The sequence below is a fragment of the Stenotrophomonas sp. TWI602 genome (genome assembly GCF_039674045.1).
Classification (GTDB): Bacteria; Pseudomonadota; Gammaproteobacteria; order Xanthomonadales; family Xanthomonadaceae; genus Stenotrophomonas.
In genome coordinates this window covers 59,129-80,984 of record NZ_JBDJMT010000007.1, presented here as the reverse complement: position 1 = coordinate 80,984, position 21,856 = coordinate 59,129, and the positions used below count along the sequence as shown (strand labels likewise).

19 protein-coding genes are annotated in these 21,856 nt (G+C 67.8%); 6 read left to right on the top strand and 13 right to left on the bottom strand.

All coding sequences use genetic code 11. The features are described 5' to 3' along the window. Positions 1–38 precede the first annotated feature (38 nt). Positions 39–1,670, top strand: a complete 1,632-nt coding sequence (locus ABE483_RS09530) for a hypothetical protein (protein ID WP_346481580.1) — start codon at positions 39–41, stop codon at positions 1,668–1,670. Positions 1,671–1,722: 52 nt separating this feature from the next. Then, the gene (gene hemF, locus ABE483_RS09525) at positions 1,723–2,619 is read left to right on the top strand and encodes an oxygen-dependent coproporphyrinogen oxidase (protein WP_313212573.1); all 897 of its coding nucleotides are present in this window, start codon (positions 1,723–1,725) and stop codon (positions 2,617–2,619) included. Between the two features lie 87 nt (positions 2,620–2,706). Here hemF and ABE483_RS09520 read toward each other — a convergent pair whose 3' ends face one another. Both ABE483_RS09520 and polA read right to left on the bottom strand, forming a co-directional pair. After that, on the bottom strand, positions 2,707–3,183 hold the full coding sequence (locus ABE483_RS09520) for a YetF domain-containing protein (protein WP_313212574.1): 477 nt from the start codon (positions 3,181–3,183) through the stop codon (positions 2,707–2,709). Positions 3,184–3,558: 375 nt separating this feature from the next. Next, entirely contained in the window at positions 3,559–6,330 is a 2,772-nt protein-coding gene (polA, locus tag ABE483_RS09515) for a DNA polymerase I (protein ID WP_346481579.1), read from the bottom strand. A 97-nt stretch (positions 6,331–6,427) separates the two neighbouring features. Here polA and ABE483_RS09510 point away from each other — a divergent pair, with 97 nt between their 5' ends. Together ABE483_RS09510 and ABE483_RS09505 are read left to right on the top strand one after the other, a co-directional pair. Next, positions 6,428–6,709, top strand: a complete 282-nt coding sequence (locus ABE483_RS09510) for a DUF2782 domain-containing protein (RefSeq protein ID WP_070470027.1) — start codon at positions 6,428–6,430, stop codon at positions 6,707–6,709. An 83-nt stretch (positions 6,710–6,792) separates the two neighbouring features. Next, positions 6,793–7,032, top strand: a complete 240-nt coding sequence (locus tag ABE483_RS09505; protein ID WP_121040913.1) for a hypothetical protein — start codon at positions 6,793–6,795, stop codon at positions 7,030–7,032. A 51-nt stretch (positions 7,033–7,083) separates the two neighbouring features. Here ABE483_RS09505 and ABE483_RS09500 read toward each other — a convergent pair whose 3' ends face one another. The 3 genes from ABE483_RS09500 to ABE483_RS09490 form a co-directional block, all read right to left on the bottom strand. Continuing rightward, positions 7,084–7,530, bottom strand: coding sequence for a universal stress protein (locus ABE483_RS09500; RefSeq protein WP_313212577.1), 447 nt, complete (start codon positions 7,528–7,530; stop codon positions 7,084–7,086). Between the two features lie 75 nt (positions 7,531–7,605). Further along, on the bottom strand, positions 7,606–8,175 hold the full coding sequence (locus ABE483_RS09495) for a sugar O-acetyltransferase (RefSeq protein WP_313212578.1): 570 nt from the start codon (positions 8,173–8,175) through the stop codon (positions 7,606–7,608). Positions 8,176–8,224: 49 nt separating this feature from the next. Continuing rightward, positions 8,225–8,482, bottom strand: coding sequence for a hypothetical protein (locus tag ABE483_RS09490; protein ID WP_313212579.1), 258 nt, complete (start codon positions 8,480–8,482; stop codon positions 8,225–8,227). Between the two features lie 153 nt (positions 8,483–8,635). Between ABE483_RS09490 and ABE483_RS09485 the strand changes: the two genes are divergently transcribed. Continuing rightward, positions 8,636–9,367 (top strand): ThuA domain-containing protein, encoded by a 732-nt coding sequence (locus ABE483_RS09485; protein ID WP_346465652.1) that lies wholly within the window; start codon positions 8,636–8,638, stop codon positions 9,365–9,367. Here ABE483_RS09485 and ABE483_RS09480 read toward each other — a convergent pair whose 3' ends face one another. The 7 genes from ABE483_RS09480 to rpmB all read right to left on the bottom strand — a co-directional run bounded on the left by ABE483_RS09480 (position 9,368) and on the right by rpmB (position 16,865). Further along, entirely contained in the window at positions 9,368–9,922 is a 555-nt protein-coding gene (locus tag ABE483_RS09480) for a hypothetical protein (protein WP_282264094.1), read from the bottom strand. A gap of 166 nt (positions 9,923–10,088) precedes the next feature. Continuing rightward, positions 10,089–12,278, bottom strand: coding sequence for a DNA helicase II (gene uvrD / locus ABE483_RS09475; protein ID WP_346481578.1), 2,190 nt, complete (start codon positions 12,276–12,278; stop codon positions 10,089–10,091). A 34-nt stretch (positions 12,279–12,312) separates the two neighbouring features. Then, positions 12,313–13,314, bottom strand: a complete 1,002-nt coding sequence (bla, locus tag ABE483_RS09470) for a subclass B3 metallo-beta-lactamase (RefSeq protein ID WP_346465648.1) — start codon at positions 13,312–13,314, stop codon at positions 12,313–12,315. Between the two features lie 125 nt (positions 13,315–13,439). Beyond that, a complete protein-coding gene (locus ABE483_RS09465) occupies positions 13,440–14,822 on the bottom strand; it encodes an FAD/NAD(P)-binding protein (protein ID WP_346481577.1) in 1,383 nt (460 codons plus the stop codon). A 54-nt stretch (positions 14,823–14,876) separates the two neighbouring features. Further along, complete coding sequence (gene cls / locus ABE483_RS09460) at positions 14,877–16,295, bottom strand: cardiolipin synthase (RefSeq protein WP_313212587.1); 1,419 nt, start codon at positions 16,293–16,295, stop codon at positions 14,877–14,879. 155 nt (positions 16,296–16,450) lie between these two features. Further along, entirely contained in the window at positions 16,451–16,618 is a 168-nt protein-coding gene (rpmG, locus tag ABE483_RS09455; protein WP_172407465.1) for a 50S ribosomal protein L33, read from the bottom strand. 10 nt (positions 16,619–16,628) lie between these two features. Then, on the bottom strand, positions 16,629–16,865 hold the full coding sequence (gene rpmB / locus ABE483_RS09450) for a 50S ribosomal protein L28 (protein WP_019185625.1): 237 nt from the start codon (positions 16,863–16,865) through the stop codon (positions 16,629–16,631). Between the two features lie 306 nt (positions 16,866–17,171). Here rpmB and ABE483_RS09445 point away from each other — a divergent pair, with 306 nt between their 5' ends. Next, positions 17,172–18,389, top strand: coding sequence for a glycosyltransferase (locus ABE483_RS09445; protein WP_346481576.1), 1,218 nt, complete (start codon positions 17,172–17,174; stop codon positions 18,387–18,389). Positions 18,390–18,650: 261 nt separating this feature from the next. Here ABE483_RS09445 and ABE483_RS09440 read toward each other — a convergent pair whose 3' ends face one another. After that, positions 18,651–21,824, bottom strand: coding sequence for a CusA/CzcA family heavy metal efflux RND transporter (locus ABE483_RS09440; protein WP_346481575.1), 3,174 nt, complete (start codon positions 21,822–21,824; stop codon positions 18,651–18,653). Positions 21,825–21,856: the final 32 nt, after the last annotated feature.

Here is a 21,856-nt window from a genome sequence, read left to right as displayed (position 1 = left end):
GCGCCACGGTGCGCTGCACGACCTGCAAGGATGATCGTGTGACTGTTTCCCTCCCCCTTCTGCGCCGCCATGGCTGGCGCGCGACCCTGTTCCCCCTGCTCACGGCGGTCAGCCTGCCGGCGGCGGCCCAGGCCATGGTCTGTGGCACGTTCGTGGCCAAGGACAGCGGCACCACATTGACCCTGCACAGTGCGAACGAGGGGGTGCGGCAGATTCCCGGCCAAGCGCCCGAGCCTTACCTCCTCAGCCGCCTCGGCGACGAGCTGAAGCTGGCCGACCTGGACAACGGCGGCGTCAGCTCGCTGAACGTGCAGGAGGGCGGTCGCCTGCTCAGTGACCGCTTCAACGACTACCGCTTGCAGAAGGCGGCCACCTGCCGCCGCGCGACGGTCTTTCCGGCGGCATCGTGCCGGGCCGAGATCGGCACCTGCCTGAACGACACGCTCTTCGCCAGCAACGACCGCCTGCGTCAATGGTGTCGGGAGGATGTGCCGGCCGCCTGCAAGCGTCTGCTGGCCAATTTCCAGTCCGAAGCGCGCGAGGCCAGGACGCTGGCGGCGACCCGGGACGATGCGCCGGAGCTGCCCGAGCCGGAGGTCTGCAAACCTGCGTCCACGCAGTACGACCAGGCTGCCTGTCTGGAGGCCGCGCGCGACGCGATGGGGCAAGCGCTGGCCAAGGCGCTGCTTGGCGGGCTCAGCGCAGCCAAGGCGTCACCGCTGCCGGCCATACAGCTCGATGAGATCACCACCCTGTGCCGGGCACAGACCGGCGGCACGTTCTGCGCCAACGCTGCCGAGGCGTTGTGGGACGCCGGCCGCCTGATCCCGGCCCGCGATGCACTGCAGCGGGCGTGCACCCTGGGCAAGGACCCGCGCGCCTGCGAGCGTGCGGCGCCGCTGGCCACGCTGGAGGCCAAGGCACTGACCCCGGTGGCAGCCACCGCCCTGCCCTGCGGCAGCTATGTCGCCAGCCAGGGCCTGATGGACCATCTGCCGTTCGGCGATGGCGGCATGCTCGACAGCGGCTTCGGCGGCAAGCTGCGCGCGCGGCTGGTCGATGGCGACATCCGTGTGCGCCATGACCAGGGCGACGACTTCGTGTTCAAGCGCCTGGCCAACGGCAACCTGATCGGCATGGACAGCTGGAACCGCTTCAGCTATTACGAGCGCACCGGCGAGGCGCAGCAGTGCAGCGCGCCGGTGGTCTTCGTCGAAACCCCGCTGCCGCAGGATTGCCCGACCTTGGGCCGCGAGGGCGGTGCGCAGGCGTGCTGCGCGGCCGGCAAGCTGCAGGGCTGCAATGCCGCCGGTCACCAGCTGGCGCTGCGCAACCGCTGGGCCGAGGCGGCGCCGTTCTATCTCAAGCTCTGCGCCGCCGGGGTACGCGAGGGCTGCGAGAACCTGGCCAGCGTCTACGAACACACCGGTGACGAGGCGCTGCCCGAGCAGATGGCCTCGATCTGCGCCAAGGATGGAAACGGCACGCACGTGGCCTGCGATGTGCGCGCGACCCGCAACTGGGGCCTGATGCGGGTCAGTGCCGGGCTGGAACAGATCGCCGAGCGCATGGCGACCGAGCCCGATGCCGAGGCAGACGACGCCGCACCGGCCGAGGCGCCCGCCGCGGCGAAGAACAGCAAGAGCAGCACCCGCAAAAGCGGTCACTGAGCGCCAGTGAGCACACGCAGGCCGTGCACCGGCCTGCGGTAAAGTAGCGCCCATGAACGACTTTGACCGCGTCCGCGCGTATCTGACCGACCTGCAGGACCGCATCTGTGCGGCGATTGAAACCGCCGACGGCCAGGCCCGCTTCACCGAAGATCTCTGGCAGCGCGCGGAGGGCGGCGGTGGCCGGACCCGCATCCTGCGCGATGGGGCGGTGTTCGAGCAGGCCGGGATCGGGTTCTCTGATGTTGCCGGCACGCGCCTGCCGCCATCGGCCTCGGCGAACCGGCCAGAGTTGGCCGGCGCGTCATGGCGCGCGACCGGCGTCTCGCTGGTCTTCCATCCCGCCAATCCCTACCTGCCGACGACGCACGCCAACGTGCGCTACTTCCGCGCCGAGCGTGATGGCGTGGCGGTGGCCTCGTGGTTCGGAGGCGGCTTTGACCTCACTCCGTTCTACCCCATCGACGAAGACGTGCGGCACTGGCACCAGGTTGCGCACGATCTGTGCGCGCCCTTCGGCGAAGAGCGCTATGCAGCGCACAAGCGCTGGTGCGATGAGTATTTCTTCCTGCGCCACCGCAATGAAACGCGCGGCGTGGGCGGATTGTTCTTCGACGACCTGCATGGCGACTTCGAGCGCGATTTTGCGTATCTGCGTGCGGTCGGCGATGGCTTCCTGGATGCCTATCTGCCGCTGGTCGAGCGCCGCAAGGACACGCCGTATGGCGAGCGCGAACGCGAGTTCCAGCTGTACCGCCGTGGCCGCTACGTGGAGTTCAACCTGGTCTATGACCGCGGCACGCTGTTCGGGCTGCAAAGCGGTGGGCGCAGCGAGAGCATCCTGATGAGCCTTCCCCCGCGCGTGCGCTGGGAATACGGTTTCCAACCTGAAACCGGCAGCGACGAAGCCCGCCTGGCCGACTACCTGGTTCCGCGCGACTGGGTGTAACCCAGCGCGCCACCGCATGGGCCGGCATGGATTTCGCATGCGGTGCATGGGTGGCACCCGTCGGGTAGAGCCACCCATGGGGTGGCTCTACGCCTTCTTCGGCACGATGGTGATGTGCCCGTTGATCTCCAGCACCGCCAGGGCGACATCGTCGATGGACAGGCAGCCCTGCTGACGCATCGCTGCGTCGAGATCGGCCGGGGTCACGAGCTCGCGCTTGAGCACGGAATCGAGCACCTTGCCATCACGGGCGATCAGGATCGGCTCGCCTTCGACCAGCGTTTCCACGCGCCGACTGCGCGTGCTGAGCCAGCCCACGCCGTAGTTGATCGAGATCAGGGTCGCCGCCAGCAGCAGGCCGCCGCCCAGGGAGGTGTCTTCGCCAAGCAGCGCGTTCTGCACCGCGTTGCCGAGCAGCACGATCAGCAAGACATCGAACGGGGTGATCTGGCCCAGCGCGCGCTTGCCGGAGAGCCGGACCATGCCCAGTACCACCGCGTACACCACCACCGCGCGCAGGATGAATTCCCACCACGGCATGGCCAATGCAAACAGGTCGCTCATGCGGTTCTCCCCGGGTCCAGCCCACAGCATGGGCCGCGCGCAGGGCAAACGGCAATCGGCCGCGCGGGGTCTCTCGTGCGGCGGGCCGCGCGGGGTTTTCGGCGCCACAAATAAAAAGCCCCGCCAACCAGGGGGAGGTTAGCGGGGCCGGGGAACGGGTGCTTGGGGAGGAGCCCCCGTTCCGAGATCTGCTCCAGGGGATGGGAGAGATCCACAACAGGCATTGCGCCTGTCGAGGTCTATCAAAGCACTCCGAACATTGATAGTTCGTGAAGGGGCCCAATTAATTCGGGCCTCCTCCCAGAAACATTCATCCAACAGTCAGATTATCGTGGCGCACTGAACCAATTCAGCCTTTTGACTGTGATTCAGGCCTCAATGTGCCTCATCCCAGTTGTCGCCCACGCCCGCATCCACCACCAGCGGTACACGCAGTTCGGCGGCCGAGGACATCAGTTCCACGACTTTCAAACGCAAGGTATCGAGGAAACTACTTTCGGTTTCAAAGACCAGTTCATCGTGCACCTGCAGAATCATCTTGGCCTGGTCGCCGTGATCCTCCAGCCAGCTGTCCACCTTGACCATGGCGCGCTTGATGATGTCCGCCGCGGTGCCCTGCATCGGGGCATTGATCGCGGCCCGTTCAGCACCGGCGCGCAGGCCCTGGTTGCGGGCGTTGATGTCGTTCAGGTACAGACGGCGGCCGAACAGGGTTTCCACATAGCCCTGGTCGCGGGCCTGCTGGCGCATCCGCTCCATGAAATCGCGCACGCCCGGGTAGCGGCTGAAGTACAGCGCCACGTAATCCTGGGCCTGGCCGCGGTCGATGCCCAGGTTGCGGGCCAGGCCGAACGCGCTCATGCCGTACATCAGGCCGAAGTTGATCGCCTTGGCGGCCCGGCGCTCGTTGGAGGTCACCTCTTCCAGGCGGCGGCTGAAGACTTCCGCCGCCGTCGCCCGGTGCACGTCCACGCCCTGCTCGAACGCCCGCACCAGGCCGGGGTCCTCGGAGAGGTGGGCCATGATCCGCAGCTCGATCTGCGAGTAATCGCAGGCCAGGATCTTGCGGCCCGGCGGGGCCACGAAGGCGCGGCGGATGCGGCGGCCATCCTCGGTGCGGATCGGGATGTTCTGCAGGTTCGGGTCGGACGAGGACAGCCGACCGGTGGCGGCGCCGGACTGGTGGTAGCTGGTGTGTACCCGCCCGGTGTCCTGGTTGATCATCTCCGGCAGCTTGTCGGTGTAGGTGCTGCGCAGCTTGGCCAGCCCGCGGTACTCCAGGATCACCCGCGGCAGTTCATGCTGCTCGGCGATCGCCTCCAGCGCCTCTTCGTTGGTGCTGGGCTGGCCCTTGGGGGTCTTCACCAGTGCCGGCAGCTGCAGTTCGTCGAACAGCACGGCCTGCAGCTGCTTGGGCGAATCCAGGTTGAAGGTGCGCCCGGCCAGCTCGGTGGCCTTCTGCTGGGCAGCCAGCATGCGCGAGCCCAGGTCCTGGCTCTGCCGGCGCAGTTCGGCCATGTCGATGTGCACGCCATTGGCTTCGATGCGGGTCAGCACCGGCACCAGCGGCATCTCGATGTCGCGGTAGACGCTGTCCAGCGAGGGCGTGGCCTGTAGTTGTGGCTGCAGGGCGTGGTGCAGGCGCAGGGTCAGGTCGGCATCTTCGGCGGCGTAGCGGCAGGCTTCGTCCAGGCCCACCTGCGAGAACGAGATCTGTTTGGCACCCTTGCCGGCCACCTCCTCGAACTTGATCGTGGTGTAGCCCAGGTAGCGCATCGCCAGCGAGTCCATGTCATGGCGCGTGGCGGTGGAATTGAGCACGAAGCTCTCCAGCATGGTGTCGTCGTGGTACCCCTGCAGGTTCACGCCGTGGCGGCGCAGCACGTGCAGGTCGTACTTGCCGTGCTGGCCAAGCTTCTTCTTGGAGGGGTCTTCCAGGGCAGGACGCAGCGCGGCCAGCACCTGCTCGCGTGGCAGCTGGGCCGGCGCACCGGGGTAATCATGGCCGACCGGGATATAGGCGGCGCGGCCCGGCTCGACCGCCAGGCTGATGCCGACCAGGTTGGCGCGCATGGCGTCCAGCGCGTCGGTCTCGGTATCGAACGAGATCAGCTCGGCATCGGCCAGGCGCTGCACCCAGGCGTCGAGCTGCTCGGTGGTCAGCACCATCTCGTACTCGCCGGGGGCGGAGAGCGCCGGGTCGACCGGCACCACCGCCACCTCCGGCGTGGCACGGGCGTAGCCGGCCGCGGTGCCACGCAGGCTGACCGGGGCCTCGCTGGCAGCGGCCGGGGCCGGCACGGGACCGCCCAGCTCCTTGAGCGCCTGGGTGAAGCCGTAACGCAGGTACAGCTCGCTCAGCGACGGCACGTCCGGCTCGCGCAGCGGCAGGGTCTGCGCCGTTACCTCCAGCGGCACATCGGTGCGGATCGTGACCAGCTCGCGGTTGAGCGGCAGGCGCTCCAGCGCCGCGCGCAGGTTCTCGCCGATCTTGCCCTTCATGGTCGGGGCCGCCGCCATCACCCCATCCAGGTGCTGGTACTCGGCCAGCCACTTGGCGGCGGTCTTGGGACCGCACTTTTCCACGCCGGGCACGTTGTCCACGGCGTCGCCCATCAGTGCCAGCAGGTCGACGATCTGGTCGGCGCGCACGCCGAACTTCTCCATGACCGCCGCGTCCGAATCCATGCGGCTGCCGGTCATGGTGTTGACCAGCTCGATACCCGGGCGGACCAGCTGGGCGAAGTCCTTGTCGCCGGTGGAAATGGTCACCTGCAGGCCATCGCGGTGGCCCTGCAGGGCCAGCGTGCCGATCACATCATCGGCTTCCACGCCGGGGATGCGCAGGATGCTCAGGCCCAGCGCCTCGACGATGCGGCACATCGGCTCGATCTGCGGGCGCAGGTCGTCGGGCATCGGCGGGCGGTTGGCCTTGTAGTCGGCATACAGGTCGTCACGGAAGGTCTTGCCGGGCGCATCGACCACGAAGGCGACGTACTCGGGGCGCTCCTTCAAGGTGGCGCGCAGCATGTTGACCACGCCGAACAGTGCGCCGGTGGGTTCACCGTGTGCGTTGGTCAGCGGCGGAAGCGCGTGGAACGCGCGATACAGGTAACTGGACCCGTCAATCAGGACTAATCGGCTCATGGGGCGATTCTACGCGCCCGGCCCTGACCGTCGTCGGCACCGGCCTCACGATCCATCGGGCATAATCAGGCCCTCTTCGCCCAAGGACTCCCGGCCCATGAAGATTCTGTTGCTCGCAGGCGTGCTCGCGCTGGCCGGCTGTGCCACCGGTGGCGGCGGCAGGCCCCCGGTTGATGTCACTGGTGCCGATGTGGTCAAGACGGTGCAGGACAACGGCGACACCATCGAGGAATACCGGGTGGGCGGCCAGCTGCGGATGGTCAAGGTGACCCCGTCGCGCGGTGCCCCGTTCTACATGTACGACCAGAACGGCGATGGCCGCATGGACAGCGACAAGGACGGCGTCTCGCCGGTGTATTGGAAGCTCTACAGCTGGTGATTCCGGGCGTCGACCGCACTGCCGCCCCGTGACCGCACGGGGCCGGCAAGGCGCTGACCCCCGTCCCCGCTTGCCCACGCTCGATGACTACACCCGAACGCCGCCACGATCCAAATCCGGCTGAACTGCGCGCCGGCCTTACTGCAGAGCAACGCCAGGCGGTGGAGACGCTGGAGCATTTCGGCTGGCAGCTGCGCTTCGTGCGCCGCCCGCTGTTCCGCGACCCGATCCCGGTGCTGTTCGACCGCAGCGGCGAGCGTTATGTGGTGCTGCAGCCGGATGGCACGCTGGATGAATCGCAGACGTTGAAACTGCGCGATTGACGGGCACTGAGGGGCACTGCCGGCCAGCGGCCGGCACTACACGTTTCTCCGTTATCGGATGACCAGCACCGGTACCGTGCTGCGTGCCAGCACTTCGGCGGTCTGGCTGCCGAGCAGCACGCGGGTCACACCACGGCGGCCATGCGAGGTCATCACGATCAGGTCGCTGCCGCGCTCGGTGGCGGTATCGATGATGCCGTCGGCGGCATAGCGGTCCAGCACATGCACGGTTTCAGTGCGCAGGCCCTGCGCCTCTGCGGCGGCCTTGGCCGGCTGCAGCACCTTCTGCGCGGTCTCTTCGCGATCGGCTTTGTATTCGGGCGTGTTCATGTAGCCCACGCTCCAGCCCATCGCGTCGTACATACCGACGGCCCATGGCTCGGAGACGGTCACGATATCGACCTCGGCATCGAGGTCCTTGGCCAGCTCCAGGCCCTTGGCCAGGCCTTTCTCGGCCAGCTCCGAACCATCGGTGGCAATCAGGATGCGCTTGTACATGGCAGAGCTCCTTGGGGTGGGCAATGGGAACATCACCATTGCACACCCGGTGTGGACGCAGTGCCTTGAGCTGGATCAATCGCCGTGGCCGCGGGCAGGCACCGCCCGCGCCGGATTGCCCACCACGGTCGCGCCCGCAGGCACGTCGCGGGTGACCACACTGCCCGCGCCCACCACCGCGTCATCGCCGATGGTGACGCCGGGCAGCACGATCGCGCCGCCCCCGATCCAGACATTGCGCCCGATCCGGATCGGCCTGGCCGACTCCAGGCCTTCCGCCCGCGCCTGGGGATCACGCGGATGGTCGGCGGCGTAGAGCTGCACTGCCGGACCGATCTGGGTGCCATCGCCGATGCTGACCTCGGCCACGTCCAGGATCACGCAGTTGTAGTTGAGGAACACGCCCTGCCCCAGGCGGATGTTGTAGCCGTAGTCGCAATGGAATGGCGGCCGGATCACCGCGCCTTCGCCGACCGCGCCGAGCTGCTCGCGCAACAGCGCGCGGCGCACGGCCGGGCTTTCGGCCAGGGCGGCGTTGTAGCGGACCATCCAGACCTTGGCGGCGGCCATGTCGGCCTGCAGCGCCGGATCACCGGGGCGGTAGGGCAGCCCGGACAGCATCTTTTCTTTTTCGCTCGGACCCATGTGGCCTCCCTCAGACAGAGGGTGATGATGCCGGTTGGCCGCTCGCGTGTCAGCGCGTGCCGCGTCGCGTGCCCAGCAGCGCCACCAGTGCGAAGACGATGCCGCTCAGCCAGAACCACAGCGTTGCCTGGCCGATGCACAACCCACTGGGCTGCGGCTGGCAGCGCAGGCGCAGCAGATCGAAGTCGCCGCCGTCGGCCAGGCAGGTCTGCGCGTGCTGGAACAGGGCCAGCACCGGCTCGGCCCAGCCTGCCGACCATGTCAGCAGAACCAGTGCAGCAAGCAGATACGGAATTCCCTTGTTCACGAGTGCGCTCCCAGCGGACAGGGGCAGACTCTGGGCGCCGGCCGGGGGAGCGACAAGCGGCACGCGACGAACTGTGTGAAATCCGGGATGAGCCGGGGGCGATCGGGGATGAAGCGAGGCGCCCTGGCCCACCACAACACGGATAGCGCAGGCATGCGCCCTCTGCTCATCGCCCTGCTGTGCTCGCTGGCCCTGCTGCCGCTACCCGGCCTAGCCGCCGCGCCGGGTCCGGACCGCGTGCTGATCTTCAGCCGCACCGCCACGTTCCACCACGACTCGATTCCTGTGGCCGTGGCAACGCTGCGCGAGCTGAGTGCCGAGGCCGGCATGACGGCGGACCCGAGCGACGATCCCCGGGACTTCCGCCCCGACAACCTCGCCCGCTACCGCGCCGTGGTCTTCGCCAATACCACCGGCGACGTACTCGACGCCGCGCAGCAGGCGGCGATGGAACAGTTCATCCGCAACGGCGGCGGCTTCATGGGCGTGCACGCCGCGGCCGACACCGAGTACGACTGGCCTTGGTACGGCGAACTGGTCGGCGCGTGGTTCCACAAGCATCCCAAGGGTCTGCAGGAGACGCTTGTGCAGCCCGAACGTGACGGCAGGCCGTCAGGCCCGGCGTGGCCGATCCGCGATGAGCTTTACAACTACCGGCGCAATCCGCGTGGAATGGTGAAGGTCATCGCGACAGTGGACGAATCGCGTTACGACGGCGGCACCATGGGCGCCGATCATCCCATCGCCTGGTGCCGGCCCTTCGATGGAGGCCGCAGCTGGTACACCGGGCTGGGCCACGACGCGGCGGTGTATGCCGACCCGAATGTGCGGGCGCAGCTGCGCCGTGGCCTGCGCTATGCAGCAGGCCACGCGCCGGACTGCTGATCAGGCGGTACGCACCACGCGCGCGCCTTGGCACAGCGGGTAGCTCGCCAGCAGATCGGCGATGCGCGCGTGCAGGGTGTCGAACGAGGCGCCATACAGATACAGCGCCGTCTCGGTCGGGCCCTGCCACCAGCTGCAGATCTCGCCGTGGCCTTCGATGCGCTCGACGATCTGTTCGAACACATAGTTCGAGTCGCACTGCTCGTAGACCTCATCGGGCAGGTCGGTGCCGTTGAGATACAACGCCAGGCCTTCGGTGACGCCGAACGGTTGATCGGGGGCGCCTTCGCGCTGGATCAGCGAGCCCTTCGGCGCACCCAGCTGCTCCAGCAGCTCGATCACGCCAGGCAGCGAGGCTGGATCGTTCAACGCGACCTCGATATCGCCGTAGTCCACTTCACCATCTTCCGTCAGCGCGGTGCCACCGCCGGTGATCTCACCCAGCTCGGCACTGCCCAGCAGCGCATCCAGCGGATCTTCGAACAGCTCATGGCGATGCTCGGGCTGGAGCCTGGCGTTCAATTTGACGGTGAGGTGCAGCGGCGAATCGGTCATGGCGGGGGCCTGCGCGAAAGGAATGCCGCCATTGTAGTGCCGGCCGCTGGCCGGCTCCCGACAAGGTATGCCGCCCATTGCAGTGCCGGCCGCTGGCCGGCTCCCGACAACGCCGCGGCAAGGAGCAGCCGGCCAGCGGCCGGCACTACCGGATCACGAGCGCTGCTCAGAGCACCGTCAAATTGGCATACGCCATCACCAGCCACTTGCTGCCGGCCTCGATGAATTCGACCTGCACGCGGGCGTGCTGGCCGCTGCCTTCGTAGTCGGTGACCATGCCTTCGCCGAACTTGGGATGGTTGACCATCGCGCCCAGCTTGAGTGGCGGTGCTTCCAGCGCCGCGTGGCCCATCACCCGGTTGGCACCGAGCGAGGTGCCACGCGAGACCTGCACCTTCGGGCGCACTTCATTGACCAGCTCACGCGGGATCTCGCGCAGGAAGCGCGAGGGCACGTTGTAGTTGTCCTGGCCATGGATGCGACGTGATTCGGCGTAGCAGAGCACCAGCTTCTGGCGCGCGCGGGTGATGCCCACGTACGCCAGGCGCCGTTCTTCTTCCAGCCGGCCGCTTTCTTCCAGCGAGCGCGCGCTCGGGAACAGGCCGTCTTCCATGCCGGCCAGGAACACCAGCGGGAACTCCAGGCCCTTGGCGGCGTGCAGCGTCATCAACTGCACGCCCTCTTCGCCGGCCTGGGCCTGGCCTTCGCCGGCCTCCAGCGAGGCATAGGCGAGGAAGGCGACCAGCTCGCTCATGTCCTGGGTTTCTTCGACATCGTCTTCGCGACGCACGAAGCGCGAGGCCACCGAGACCAGTTCGTCCAGGTTGTCCGCGCGCGATTCCGAATCCAGCGCGTTGCGGCTTTCCTTGGACCAGTGCTCGCGCAGGCCCGAGCGCATCAGCACATGGTCGATGCGTTCGGCGAGGGTCATCGTGTCGGCTTCAGCCTGGAGCTGATTGACCAGCACCAGGAAGCCGGCCAGCGCGTTGCGTGCACGTGCAGCGAGCTCATTGCCCTGGGTGGTCAGCATGGTGGCCTCCCACAGCGAAATCGCGTGGGAACGGGCCAAGCGGCGCACTTCATCCAGGGTGCGGTCGCCGATGCCACGCGTCGGCGTGTTGACCGCGCGCTCGAAGGCCGCGTCATCGTTGCGGTTGGTCATCAACCGCAGGTACGCCAGCGCGTCCTTGATTTCGGCACGCTCGAAGAAGCGCATGCCGCCGTACACGCGGTACGGCACCTGCTCGGAGAGCAGGGATTCTTCGAAGGCACGCGACTGCGCATTGCTGCGGTAGAGCACGGCGACATCGCCGTAGCTGCCGCCATCACGCACCCACTGGCGCGCGCGCTCGACCACGTAACGCGCCTCGTCCATCTCGTTGTAGGCCGCATACAGATCGATCGGATCGCCGTCGCCGCTGTCGGTCCACAACTCTTTGCCGATACGGTCCGGGTTGTGCGCGATCACCGCATTGGCCGCGCCGAGGATATTGGCGGTGGAGCGGTAGTTCTGCTCCAGGCGGACGGTCTGCGCACCCGGGAAATCCTTCAGGAAGCGCTGCACGTTCTCGACCTTGGCGCCGCGCCAGCCATAGATGGCCTGGTCATCGTCGCCGACCACGAACACGTGGCCGGTATCGCCGGCGAGTACGCGCACGAAGGCGTACTGGATGGCGTTGGTGTCCTGGAACTCGTCCACCAGGATTTCGCGGAAGCGCGAACGGTAGTGAGCCAGCAAGGCCGGGTTGTCGCGCAGCAGTTCATGCGCGCGCAGCAGCAGTTCGGCGAAATCGACCAGACCGGCGCGATCGCAGCGCTCCTGGTAGGCGATATACGCCTCGCGCATGGTTTCCAGCCACGCGTCATGCGGCTCGGGCTGGATATGCTGCGGGCGACGGCCCTCGTCCTTCTGCTCGTTGATCCACCAGGCGATCTGCTTCGGCGGGAACTTGCCGTCGTCGATCTCCAGCTGCTGGACCACGCGCTTGACCAGCCGCAGCTGGTCGTCCGAATCCATCACCTGGAAGCTGTCGGGCAGCTTGGCGTCCTGGAAATGCAGGCGCAGCAGGCGATGGGCCAGGCCGTGGAAGGTGCCGATCCAGGCGCCACGGCTGCCCTGCGACAGCTGCAGGTCGATGCGGTGACGCATCTCCCCGGCGGCCTTGTTGGTGAAGGTCACCGCAAAAATGCCATGGGTCGGCACGCCGCAGACTTCATTGAGCCAGGCGATGCGGTGGATAAGCACGCGGGTCTTGCCGGAACCGGCACCGGCAAGCACCAGATGGTGGCCGGGCGGGGCGGACACAGCTTCGCGCTGGGCGGGGTTCAACCCGTCGAGCAAGTGGGAAACATCCATGTCCCCATTTTACGCCCTCTGCACCCTCCCTGCGTCAGGGCGCGCGTCCGGCGGCTTCCTCGGCAAGCCGTGTGTCCAGCTGGGTGTGCCCCATCTGCGCGTAGCGACGGCAGGCGCCTGGCTGGACCAGCGGGGTGGCTGCGTCGCCCTGCAGACGGATGAACAGGTTGCTGCCCAGGGGATGCGGCGTCACATGCACGTCGCAGGGTAGCGCCGCCAGCGTATCCAGACCGCGCCGGAAGGCCTCCACCATCTGCGGGTGATCGAGATAGCGGTACTGGGCATCGGAGATCGCACTCACGCTGTCGGTGTAGGCGATGTCCAGGCAGCGCCCTGCCTCGCAGGACCGCCAGGTCCAACTGGTGCCGCCCGGCGCGTGGCCCGGGGTGGCATGGGCGGTCAGCGCCAGCGGACCGACGCGGACGACCTCGTCGTCGCCGATGGCCATGACCTCGGCCACCGCTGGAAATGCCGAGCCTTCCTCAAGGAACTGCGGATCGCTGCGATCGCTCCGGCCGTTACGCAGGGTGGCCACGGCGGGCGAGCGTGCCAGCAGCGGTGCGCCGGTGGCCGCCTGCAGGTGCGCCAGGCCGGCGGCGTGATCGTAATGCTCGTGCGAGTTCAGCAGATACTTCACGTCCTGCGGATCGAAGCCAAGCGTGCGGATATTGGCCTCGATCAGGGGGCCGGCGGGCGTCGTGCCGCCATCGATCAGCACATGGCCCTGATCGGAGGTCACGAGCACCGCAGCCAGCCCACAGGTGCCGACATACCATGTGTTGCCGAAAATGCGCCGCGGCGGGGCGCGGTCGTTCCATCCCTCCATCACGCTGGCGCCCGCCGGGCAGGCGGGAATGTCGCGCAGTGCGGTGACGGCGACGGGCGCCGCGACCGTCGCATCGGTCGAGGCAGCGGGATCGACCGGGGCGTGGCGCTGGCAGGCGGCCAGAACCAGTGTTGCGCCCAGCACGACGAGCGGGCGCCATGGGGTCGTCGCCGTGACACGGGGGGCGGTCCTGTCGGGACGTAGCGTCATGGTCATTTCCTGTGAGAAAGACACGAGCCTAGTGCCGTCGTCATGCCGCCACCACCGAGCCGTTCGAGGGGAAGGCATGAGGTGTTTGTGTGCCTCGCGCACGGCCGCGAGGCACGGTGTCGCAGTCAGCCCACCGCGCGCAGCGCGGCCTGCTGGGCCTGCATCCGCAACTCGGGAATGGCCAGGCTTTCCCAGAGCGTGCCGATGCGCAGGCTGCCCACCACCAGCACGCGGGTCTGACGCTGGCCGTCGGCACCGAGCAGTTCGCCGTTCTCCACCGAGGTATCCAGCCCCAGCCCGTGCGGACCAGGCCGCGCATGCCCATCGGCCAGCAGCTGCTGGATCAGTGGATTGCGCATGCACAGCGCGCGGGTTTCCACGCCGGTGGCATTGATCACCGCGCTGACCGTCAGTGGCGGCAGGCCGCCGGCCGGGCCGTGCCCGTGCAGCTGCAGCCCGCCTTCCTGCACCAGCAGCGTGTCCAGCCGGGCGCGGTGGCGCTGCAGCTGGCCGCTGCGCTCCAGCTCGCTGACCTGGGCATGCACCGATTCGGCGATGCGGTGGCGGTGCACGTCCCAATGGCGCACCACGTGGCGCAGGAAACGACGCTGGTCGGCCTCGCCCAGGCTCAACCACAATGCCTGGCCCATCGGCCGGATGCGGTCCATGACGCTTTGCCAAGGGATGCCCTGCGCCCCGGCGGCACGGGCCTGCCCACGCAGTTCACGCACGCGCTGACGCAACGACATCGTCAACAAGGGCTGCGGATCGAAGGTGACCGCTCCGCCGTGCGCCTGTGGCAATGGCAGCAGCGCATGTCGCGACAGCACGAAGATGCGCCCGCGGTGTCCGGCGGCCGCCAGGGCCACCACGCTGTCGGCCATGCTCAGGCCCGAGCCGATGATGGCCAGATCGTCATCGCCGGCCAGCACGCGCACGCCGTCGTAATCCCAGGCCTCCACCGCCTGCGCCGGCGGCAGGGCATCGGCACCGGGCACCGGCAGTGGTCGCATGCTGTTGCCACAGGCCAGCACCACGCGCTGCGCGCGCCACACCACGTCGTCGTCGAGCCGCAACTGCACACCGTGTTCGGTCGGCTCCAGCGCGAACACTGGCTGCTCGACCACCTCCAGCACTGCCACGCTGCGCTCGCACGCCTGTTCCAGGCGCTCACGCAGGTAGGCGGCGTAATGGCGGCGCGGCACGAACTGGTCCGCCAGCACCTCGCGCGCCACATCGGCAATCGCCTGGCTGTCGATCAGGTAATCGAGGAAATCCGCAGGCTGATCGGGCAGCGCGCTCATCTTGCCGGCCGGCACGTTGAGCAGGTGCTCGGGCCAAGGCGTGGCGTAGGCGATGCCTTCGGCCAGCGCCGAAGCCGGCTCGAACAGCACGATGCGTGACGGTCGCGGAGCATGGCGCAGGGCCTGCAGTGCAACGAGGACGCCGGCAGCGCCGCCGCCGACGATGGCCAGATCACACTGGCGGTGGGTATCGGACGCAGTCATGCCTCGATTGTAGGCGATGCGCGTGGACCGGCCGTCCACGTGCGTCACAGCGGGCTACATCAAGGCATCGGCCAGCCGTGCGATGCCTTCGCGGCTGCGCTTCCACGCCGGCCGTTGGCGCCACGTCGCCAGATCGAGCTGACGGGACTGCTCGAGATAGTCGGCTTCGATCTGCGCCAGCTGCCGCACCATGCCGGGGTCATAACAGAGCATGCCGATCTCGGCATTGAGCGCGAACGAGCGGATATCCAGGTTGATCGAGCCGACCAGGGCAATGTCTTCATCGACGGTCAGGTGCTTGGCATGCAGGAAATGCGGTTCGTACAGCGCGATGCGCACCCCGCTGCGCAGCAGCTCATCGTAGTAGGCCTCCTGCGCCCAGGAGGTCAGCCGCTGGTTGGTGCTGGCCGACAGGATCAGCTGCACCTGCACGCCGGACAGCGCCGCGATGCGCAGCGCACTCAAGGTCGCTTCATCGGGAACGAAGTATGGCGTGACCAGCACGATTCGCCGGCGCGCCAGATGGATCAGCGCGTTCACCGCATCGCGCGCATTGCTGAAGGGGTATGCCGGGCCACTGGGCAGCAGCTGGGTCGGCACATCGGCCGAGCACACCGGCACGGCGGTGAGCACATCCAGGCGTTGCCCGGTTTCCATGTACCAGTCGCTGGCGAACACCGCTTCCAGGTGCGCCACCACCGGCCCGCGCACGCGCGCGACCAGCTCCTTGTTCGGGAACCCGGCGACGAACTGCGCGCGTGCCAGGTTCTGTGAGCCGATGTAGCCGACGCGGTTGTCGATCACCGCGATCTTGCGGTGGTTGCGCAGGTCCATGCGGCCACTGCGCCGCCAGCGCAGACCACCGGGCAGCATCGCGCGCACGTCGACACCGATCGCCTGCAGGCGATGGCGATAGTGGCGCAGCCCACGCTTGGCCCCCACTGCATCGAGCAGCACGCGGCAATGCACACCGCGCGCGGCCGCCCGCTGCAGCGCCTCCACGATGGCCTCGCCGACGGCATCGTCGAACATCAGGTAGTACAGCAGGTGCACGCGCTCACGGGCCTGGTCGATGTCTTCGATCAGGGCCTGCAGCGAGGCGTCGTAGTCATTGAGCAGATCCACCGCGTTGCCGTGGATGGGCATGAAATCGCCCTGGCGCTCGATCAGCGGCACGATCTCGGCGGTGGCCGTCTCCGGCGGCGGCGTCCAGCGCAGCGGCGGCTGCAGCGCCTGCTCCTCGCGGATCACCTGGGAGGCCTCGGCCTGGCGCTGCACGCGCTGGCGCGACAGCCACGGGTGGCCGAACAGCAGATACAGCGGCAGCCCGAGCAGCGGCACGAAGCCGACCAGCAGCAGCCAGCTGCGCGCGGCACCGGGCGTGGTGCGGCTGGGAATCCACAACAGCGCGGCCAGCCGGATCAGCCAATCCAGCATCAACAACCACGAACCCAGCAGCCACTCGAACAGCATCGCGTCGCCCGTCGGGAGGGAAACGCATTCTGCCATGGGCCGCTGCATGCAACCGGTCGTGCCGGCCGCTGGCCGGCGCCACGTATCGCCGGCCCAACAAAAAAACCCGCCACGAGGGCGGGTTTTTCGTCGGGAAGCTCAAGAACCCTTGCGGATTACTTGATCTTGCCTTCCTTGTACAGGACGTGCTTGCGCACGACCGGATCGTACTTCAGGAATTCCATCTTCCCGGGGGTGTTCTTCTTGTTCTTGTCCGTCGTGTAGAAGTGGCCAGTGTTGGCCGTCGAAATCAGACGGATCTTATCGCGCTTGCCTGCCATGATCGTTTACTCCTCAGACCTTTTCGCCGCGCGAACGCAGCTCAGCCAGAACGGAGTCGATACCGTTCTTGTCGATGGTGCGCAGGGCATGCGCGGAAACACGAAGCTTGACCCAGCGGTTTTCGCTGGCAACCCAGAAGCGGCGCTCGTGCAGGTTGGGCAGGAAACGACGGCGGGTCTTGTTGTTGGCGTGCGAGACGTTGTTACCCGTCTGCACTCGCTTGCCGGAAACTTGGCATACGCGGGACATTGCGCACCTCGATAAAAGTAGTTGTCAGCCCATAGCCCGGGCGACGGCGGCCTCGACGGTTTCCCGCCACACGTCATGAGAATCAAAGGGTTACGCTGTCGAGGGCGGACCGGATGACGTGTTCCCGGCCGCCGATCCAGAGATTTCTGGACACAGCGAGCCGCGCATTATGCCGCAGGCCGGTGGCTGGCGCAAGTTGTCCACAGGGCCATGGTGGTCTGTCAGTGCCGGGACGGCCTCCCGTGTTCGCATCGCCACCCACGGGCGATGGCGATACTGGCCGCCCCTTTTCCCCTGGACCCCTCGATGCGGCTGCTGGCACTTACCTACGGCACCGAAGGCGACACCCGCCCGCTGGTCATGCTCTGCCACGGCCTGATGGCCGCCGGACACGAGGTCATGCTGCTGGCCGAGGGCGGCACCCTGGGCAGCGCGCGCGCCCTGGGCGTGCCGCACGCCGCGCTGGAAGGCGACATCCACGACGAGGTGGTGGCGCTGGTGTCGCGTGGCAACAACACGCTGGCCGCCTCCCGCGGACTGGCCCGGATGGCGCGCCGGCACGTGCCGGCGTGGACCCGGCAGGCCGATGCGGCTGCCGCCGGGTGCGATGCGGTGCTGACCGGTGGGCTGGCCGCCTTCGTGGGTATGACCGTGGCCGAGCGGCATGGCCTGCCCGCGATCGGGCTGGGCATGATCCCGCTGACGCCCACGGCCGCCTTCCCGTCCCCGTTCCTGCCCCGGCTGCCCCTGCCGGGTGTGCTTAACCGGCTCAGCTACGGGCTGGTCAACCAGGCGGTCTGGCGCACCTTCCGGCAGCCGATCAACCAGGCCCGGCACGCGCTGGGCATGTCGCCGCGACGCAGCCTCTGGCGCGACCTGCCGATGCTCTACGGCATCTCGCCCAGCCTGCTGCCGCAACCGGCGGACTGGCCCGCCAACCATCGCATCTGCGGCCAATGGCGCCTGCCGGACAGTCCCTGGCAACCACCGCCGGACCTGCAGGCCTTCCTCGATGCCGGGCCCGCCCCGGTGTACGTGGGCTTTGGCAGCATGACCGGCTTTGATCGCGACCGCGTGCTGCCAGCGCTGCTGGACGCCCTGGCCCCCCGCCGGGTGCTGCTGTTCCCCGGTTGGGCGGGGCTGCCCAGCACCCCCCTGCCCGCCCGCGTGTTCGTGGTCGGGCCAACCCCACACGAGGCGCTGTTCCCGCGCTGCGCGCTGGTGATCCACCACGGCGGCAGCGGCACCACGCATTCGGCCTGCCGGGCCGGGGTGCCATCGCTGGTGATGCCGTTCGCGGCCGACCAGTTTTTCTGGGCGGCGCGGTTGCAGGGGTTGGGCGTGGCGCCGGCGGCGTTGTCGCCGAAGCGGTTGGATGCCAACACGCTGGCGCGGGCCATTGGCTTCGTCGAACACGCCGGAACGCGTGAACGGGCTGCTGCTCTGGGAAGGGCGATGGGCATGGAAACTGGCGTGGCCAAAGCAGCCGATCTGATCCAGCAATGGCTGGCAGGAAATCGATAAACGCCAAGTGGATGAGGCGACCTCAAGGTGTGACCCCGTCATTTGACCGCCATGGCAACGGACTGCTGTAGTGGCCACACGACCCCGCCCTCGCCGTCGTCATCCAGTTGGCTAAACGGCTTGGGACGAAAAAACCGCCGAACGGCGGTTTTTTCATGTCAGTTGCCTCACCGGATCCAGACCGGGAAGAAGCCCATCGACAAGCCAGCGCATTGGTGAGGCAGCCAGGTCCGCACGTGGCATCACGTGCGGACCCACCCTTCAAACCGCGTCAGGCCCCTTCCGGTGCAACCACCGATACAGCACCGGCAGCACCAGCAACGTCAGCAGCGTGGACGAGACGATACCGCCGATCACCACGGTGGCCAGCGGGCGCTGCACCTCCGAGCCGGCGCCGACGTTGAAGGCCATCGGCACGAAGCCGAGCGAGGCCACCAGCGCGGTCATCAGGACCGGGCGCAGACGGCCCAAGGCACCTTCGCGCACCGCCTGCGGCAACGGCATGCCGTGCTCGCGCAGGCTGCGCACGAAGCTGATCATCACCAGGCCGTTGAGCACCGCCACACCGGACAGCGCGATGAAGCCCACGCCGGCCGAGATCGACAGCGGAATGCCCCGCAGGGCCAGCGCGAGCACGCCGCCGGTGAGCGCCAGCGGCACGCCACTGAACACGATGGCCGCATCCTTGACCGAGCCGAACGCCCAGAACAGCAGGGCGAAGATGATCGCCAGCGTCACCGGCACCACGATCGACAGGCGCTGGCTGGCCGAGATCAGCTGCTCGAAGCTGCCGCCGTATTCGATCCAGTAGCCGTTGGGCACCTGCACATCGCGCCCGATCGCCTGCTGCAGATCGCCGACAAATCCACCCAGGTCGCGGTCGCGCACGTTGGCGGTGACCACGATCCGGCGCTTGCCGTTCTCGCGGTTGATCTGGTTCGGCCCTTCGCTGTTGCTCAGCGTCGCCAGCTCACGCAGCGGTACGGTGCGTGCACTGCCGCTGGTCCAGCTGCCGGTGCGGCTGGACTCGTCGGCGTCGTCGGCCAGCGCCGTCTCCAGCGACACCGGCAGGTCCGCCAGTGCGGCCGGGTCCTGGCGCAGTGCGTCGGGCAGGCGCACCACGATGTCGAAGCGGCGGTCACCCTCGAACAACTGCCCTGCCACCTGCCCGCCCACGGCGGTGGCCACGGTCGATTGCACCTGGCCGGGATTCAAGCCATAGCCGGCCAACGCGGTGCGGTTGGGGGTGACAGTCAGCAGCGGCAGGCCGCTGGTCTCCTCCACCCGCACATCGGCCGCGCCCGGCACCGTGCCGGCTACCGCGGCAATGCGCTTGCCGACCGACAGCAGCGTCTCCAGGTCATCGCCGAACAGCATCACCGCCACGTCGGCACGCACGCCGGAGATCAGTTCGTTGGTACGCATCTGGATCGGCTGGGTGAACTCGTAGTTGTTGCCGGGCAGCTGCTCCACCGCGTCTTCCAGCTCGGCCAGCAGTGCCGCACGCGATTTGCGTGGATCCGGCCAGGCCTTGCGCGGTTTCATCATGATGAAGGTATCGGCGACCGAGGGCGGCATCGGATCGGAGGCGACTTCCGGCGTGCCGATCTTGGAGAACACCTTGTCCACCTCGGCGAACTGCACCAGCCGGTTCTCGATCTGCTTCTGCATCTCGATCGACTGGGTCAGGCTGGTCCCGGGGATGCGCATGGCGTGCATGGCGACATCGCCTTCGTCCAGGTTTGGTACGAACTCGCTGCCCAGCCGCGTCGCCAGCAGGCCACAACCGATCACCAGCACCAGCGCACCGGCGACCATCCAGCGGCCGCGCCGCAGGGCAAAGGCCAGCATCGGCTCGTAGCGCCGGCGCACCCAGGCCATCAGGCGGTTCTCCGTCTCCTGCACACGGCCACCGAGGAACAGCGCGATCGCGGCAGGCACGAAGGTCAACGCCAGCACCATCGCACCGGTCAGGGCCAGCACCACGGTGATCGCCATCGGGTGGAACATTTTTCCTTCCACGCCGGTGAGCGCGAAGATCGGCAGGTACACCGCGGTGATGATGCCCAGCCCGAACAGGCTCGGGCGGATCACCTCGGCGGTGGCGCTGGCGGTTTCGGCGAAGCGTTCGTCGCGGGTCATGTCGCGGCCGAGCGCGTGCTGGCGTTCGCCGAAGCGGCGCAGGCAGTTCTCGATGATGATCACCGCCCCGTCGACGATCAGGCCGAAGTCCAGCGCGCCCAGACTCATCAGGTTCGCCGACACGCCACCGCGGGCCATGCCGGTCAGCGTGAACAGCATCGCCAGTGGAATCACCGCCGCGGTGATCAACGCCGCCCGGAAGTTGCCGAGCAGCAGGAACAGCACCACGATCACCAGCAAGGCGCCTTCGATCAGGTTCTTGGCGACCGTGGCGATGGTGCGGTCGACCAGCGCGGTGCGGTCGTAGCTGGCGGTGACGGTGACGCCCTCCGGCAGACTGGCCTGCGCCTGCTGCAGACGCGCCGCCGCGGCCTGGGCCACATCGCGGCTGTTGGCCCCGATCAGCATCACCACCGTGCCCATCACCACTTCATGGCCGTTCTGGGTGGCCGCGCCACTGCGCAGCTCCGGGCCGTCCTGCACCTGGGCGACGTCGTGCACGTGGATCGGCACGCCTTCACGGCGGGCCAGCACGATGTTGCCGATCTCCTCCAGGTTGGCGACCTGGCCGGGAATGCGGACCAGGAACTGCTGGCCGTTGCGTTCGATGTAGCCGGCGCCGACGTTCTGGTTGTTGGTCTCCACCGCCTGTGCCACGTCCTCCAACGTGAAGCCCAGCGCGCGCAGGCGGGCCGGGTCGGGGGTGATGTGCACCTGACGCTGGAAGCCACCGATGGTGTTGACCTCGGTCACGCCGGGCACGTTGCGCAGCTGCGGCCGGATCACCCAGTCCTGCAGGGTGCGCAGGTCGGTGGCGGTGTACGCCGTGCCATCGGCCTTGCGCGCCTTGGGATCGGCGTCGATGGTGTACATGAAGATCTCGCCGAGGCCGGTCGAGATCGGGCCCAGCTGCGGATCCAGGCCGTCGGGAATCTGCGATTTGACCTGCTGCAGGCGTTCGGCGACCTGCTGGCGGGCGAAGTAGATGTCGGTGCCGTCCTTGAAGACCACGGTCACCTGCGAGAGCCCGTAGCGCGACAGCGAGCGGGCCTGCTCCATCGCCGGCAGGCCGGCCATCACCGTCTCCACCGGGTAGGTGATGCGCTGTTCGGTTTCCAGCGGCGAGTAACCGGGGGCCGCGGTATTGATCTGCACCTGGACGTTGGTAATGTCCGGGGTGGCATCGATCGGCAGCTTGGTGAAGCTCCAGCTGCCGATGACGATCAGCACCAACGTCAGGGCCATCATCAACCAGCGATGGGCGATGGCGGCGCGGAGGATGCGCTCAAGCATGGGAGCGCCCTCCGTGTGCGGGGCGCGGCAAC

Excerpts from the sequence above, each read along its gene's own strand:
- uvrD (WP_346481578.1), bottom strand. The coding sequence starts at position 12,278 with ATGGATGTTTCCCACTTGCTCGACGGGTTGAACCCCGCCCAGCGCGAA.
- polA (WP_346481579.1), bottom strand. The coding sequence starts at position 6,330 with ATGAGCCGATTAGTCCTGATTGACGGGTCCAGTTACCTGTATCGCGCG.
- ABE483_RS09480 (WP_282264094.1), bottom strand. The coding sequence starts at position 9,922 with ATGACCGATTCGCCGCTGCACCTCACCGTCAAATTGAACGCCAGGCTC.
- rpmB (WP_019185625.1), bottom strand. The coding sequence starts at position 16,865 with ATGTCCCGCGTATGCCAAGTTTCCGGCAAGCGAGTGCAGACGGGTAAC.
- ABE483_RS09440 (WP_346481575.1), bottom strand. The coding sequence starts at position 21,824 with ATGCTTGAGCGCATCCTCCGCGCCGCCATCGCCCATCGCTGGTTGATG.
- ABE483_RS09465 (WP_346481577.1), bottom strand. The coding sequence starts at position 14,822 with ATGACTGCGTCCGATACCCACCGCCAGTGTGATCTGGCCATCGTCGGC.
- ABE483_RS09510 (WP_070470027.1), top strand. The coding sequence starts at position 6,428 with ATGAAGATTCTGTTGCTCGCAGGCGTGCTCGCGCTGGCCGGCTGTGCC.
- ABE483_RS09445 (WP_346481576.1), top strand. The coding sequence starts at position 17,172 with ATGCGGCTGCTGGCACTTACCTACGGCACCGAAGGCGACACCCGCCCG.
- hemF (WP_313212573.1), top strand. The coding sequence starts at position 1,723 with ATGAACGACTTTGACCGCGTCCGCGCGTATCTGACCGACCTGCAGGAC.
- bla (WP_346465648.1), bottom strand. The coding sequence starts at position 13,314 with ATGACGCTACGTCCCGACAGGACCGCCCCCCGTGTCACGGCGACGACC.
- ABE483_RS09520 (WP_313212574.1), bottom strand. The coding sequence starts at position 3,183 with ATGAGCGACCTGTTTGCATTGGCCATGCCGTGGTGGGAATTCATCCTG.
- cls (WP_313212587.1), bottom strand. The coding sequence starts at position 16,295 with ATGCTGTTCGAGTGGCTGCTGGGTTCGTGGTTGTTGATGCTGGATTGG.
- ABE483_RS09495 (WP_313212578.1), bottom strand. The coding sequence starts at position 8,175 with ATGGGTCCGAGCGAAAAAGAAAAGATGCTGTCCGGGCTGCCCTACCGC.
- ABE483_RS09485 (WP_346465652.1), top strand. The coding sequence starts at position 8,636 with ATGCGCCCTCTGCTCATCGCCCTGCTGTGCTCGCTGGCCCTGCTGCCG.
- ABE483_RS09500 (WP_313212577.1), bottom strand. The coding sequence starts at position 7,530 with ATGTACAAGCGCATCCTGATTGCCACCGATGGTTCGGAGCTGGCCGAG.
- ABE483_RS09505 (WP_121040913.1), top strand. The coding sequence starts at position 6,793 with ATGACTACACCCGAACGCCGCCACGATCCAAATCCGGCTGAACTGCGC.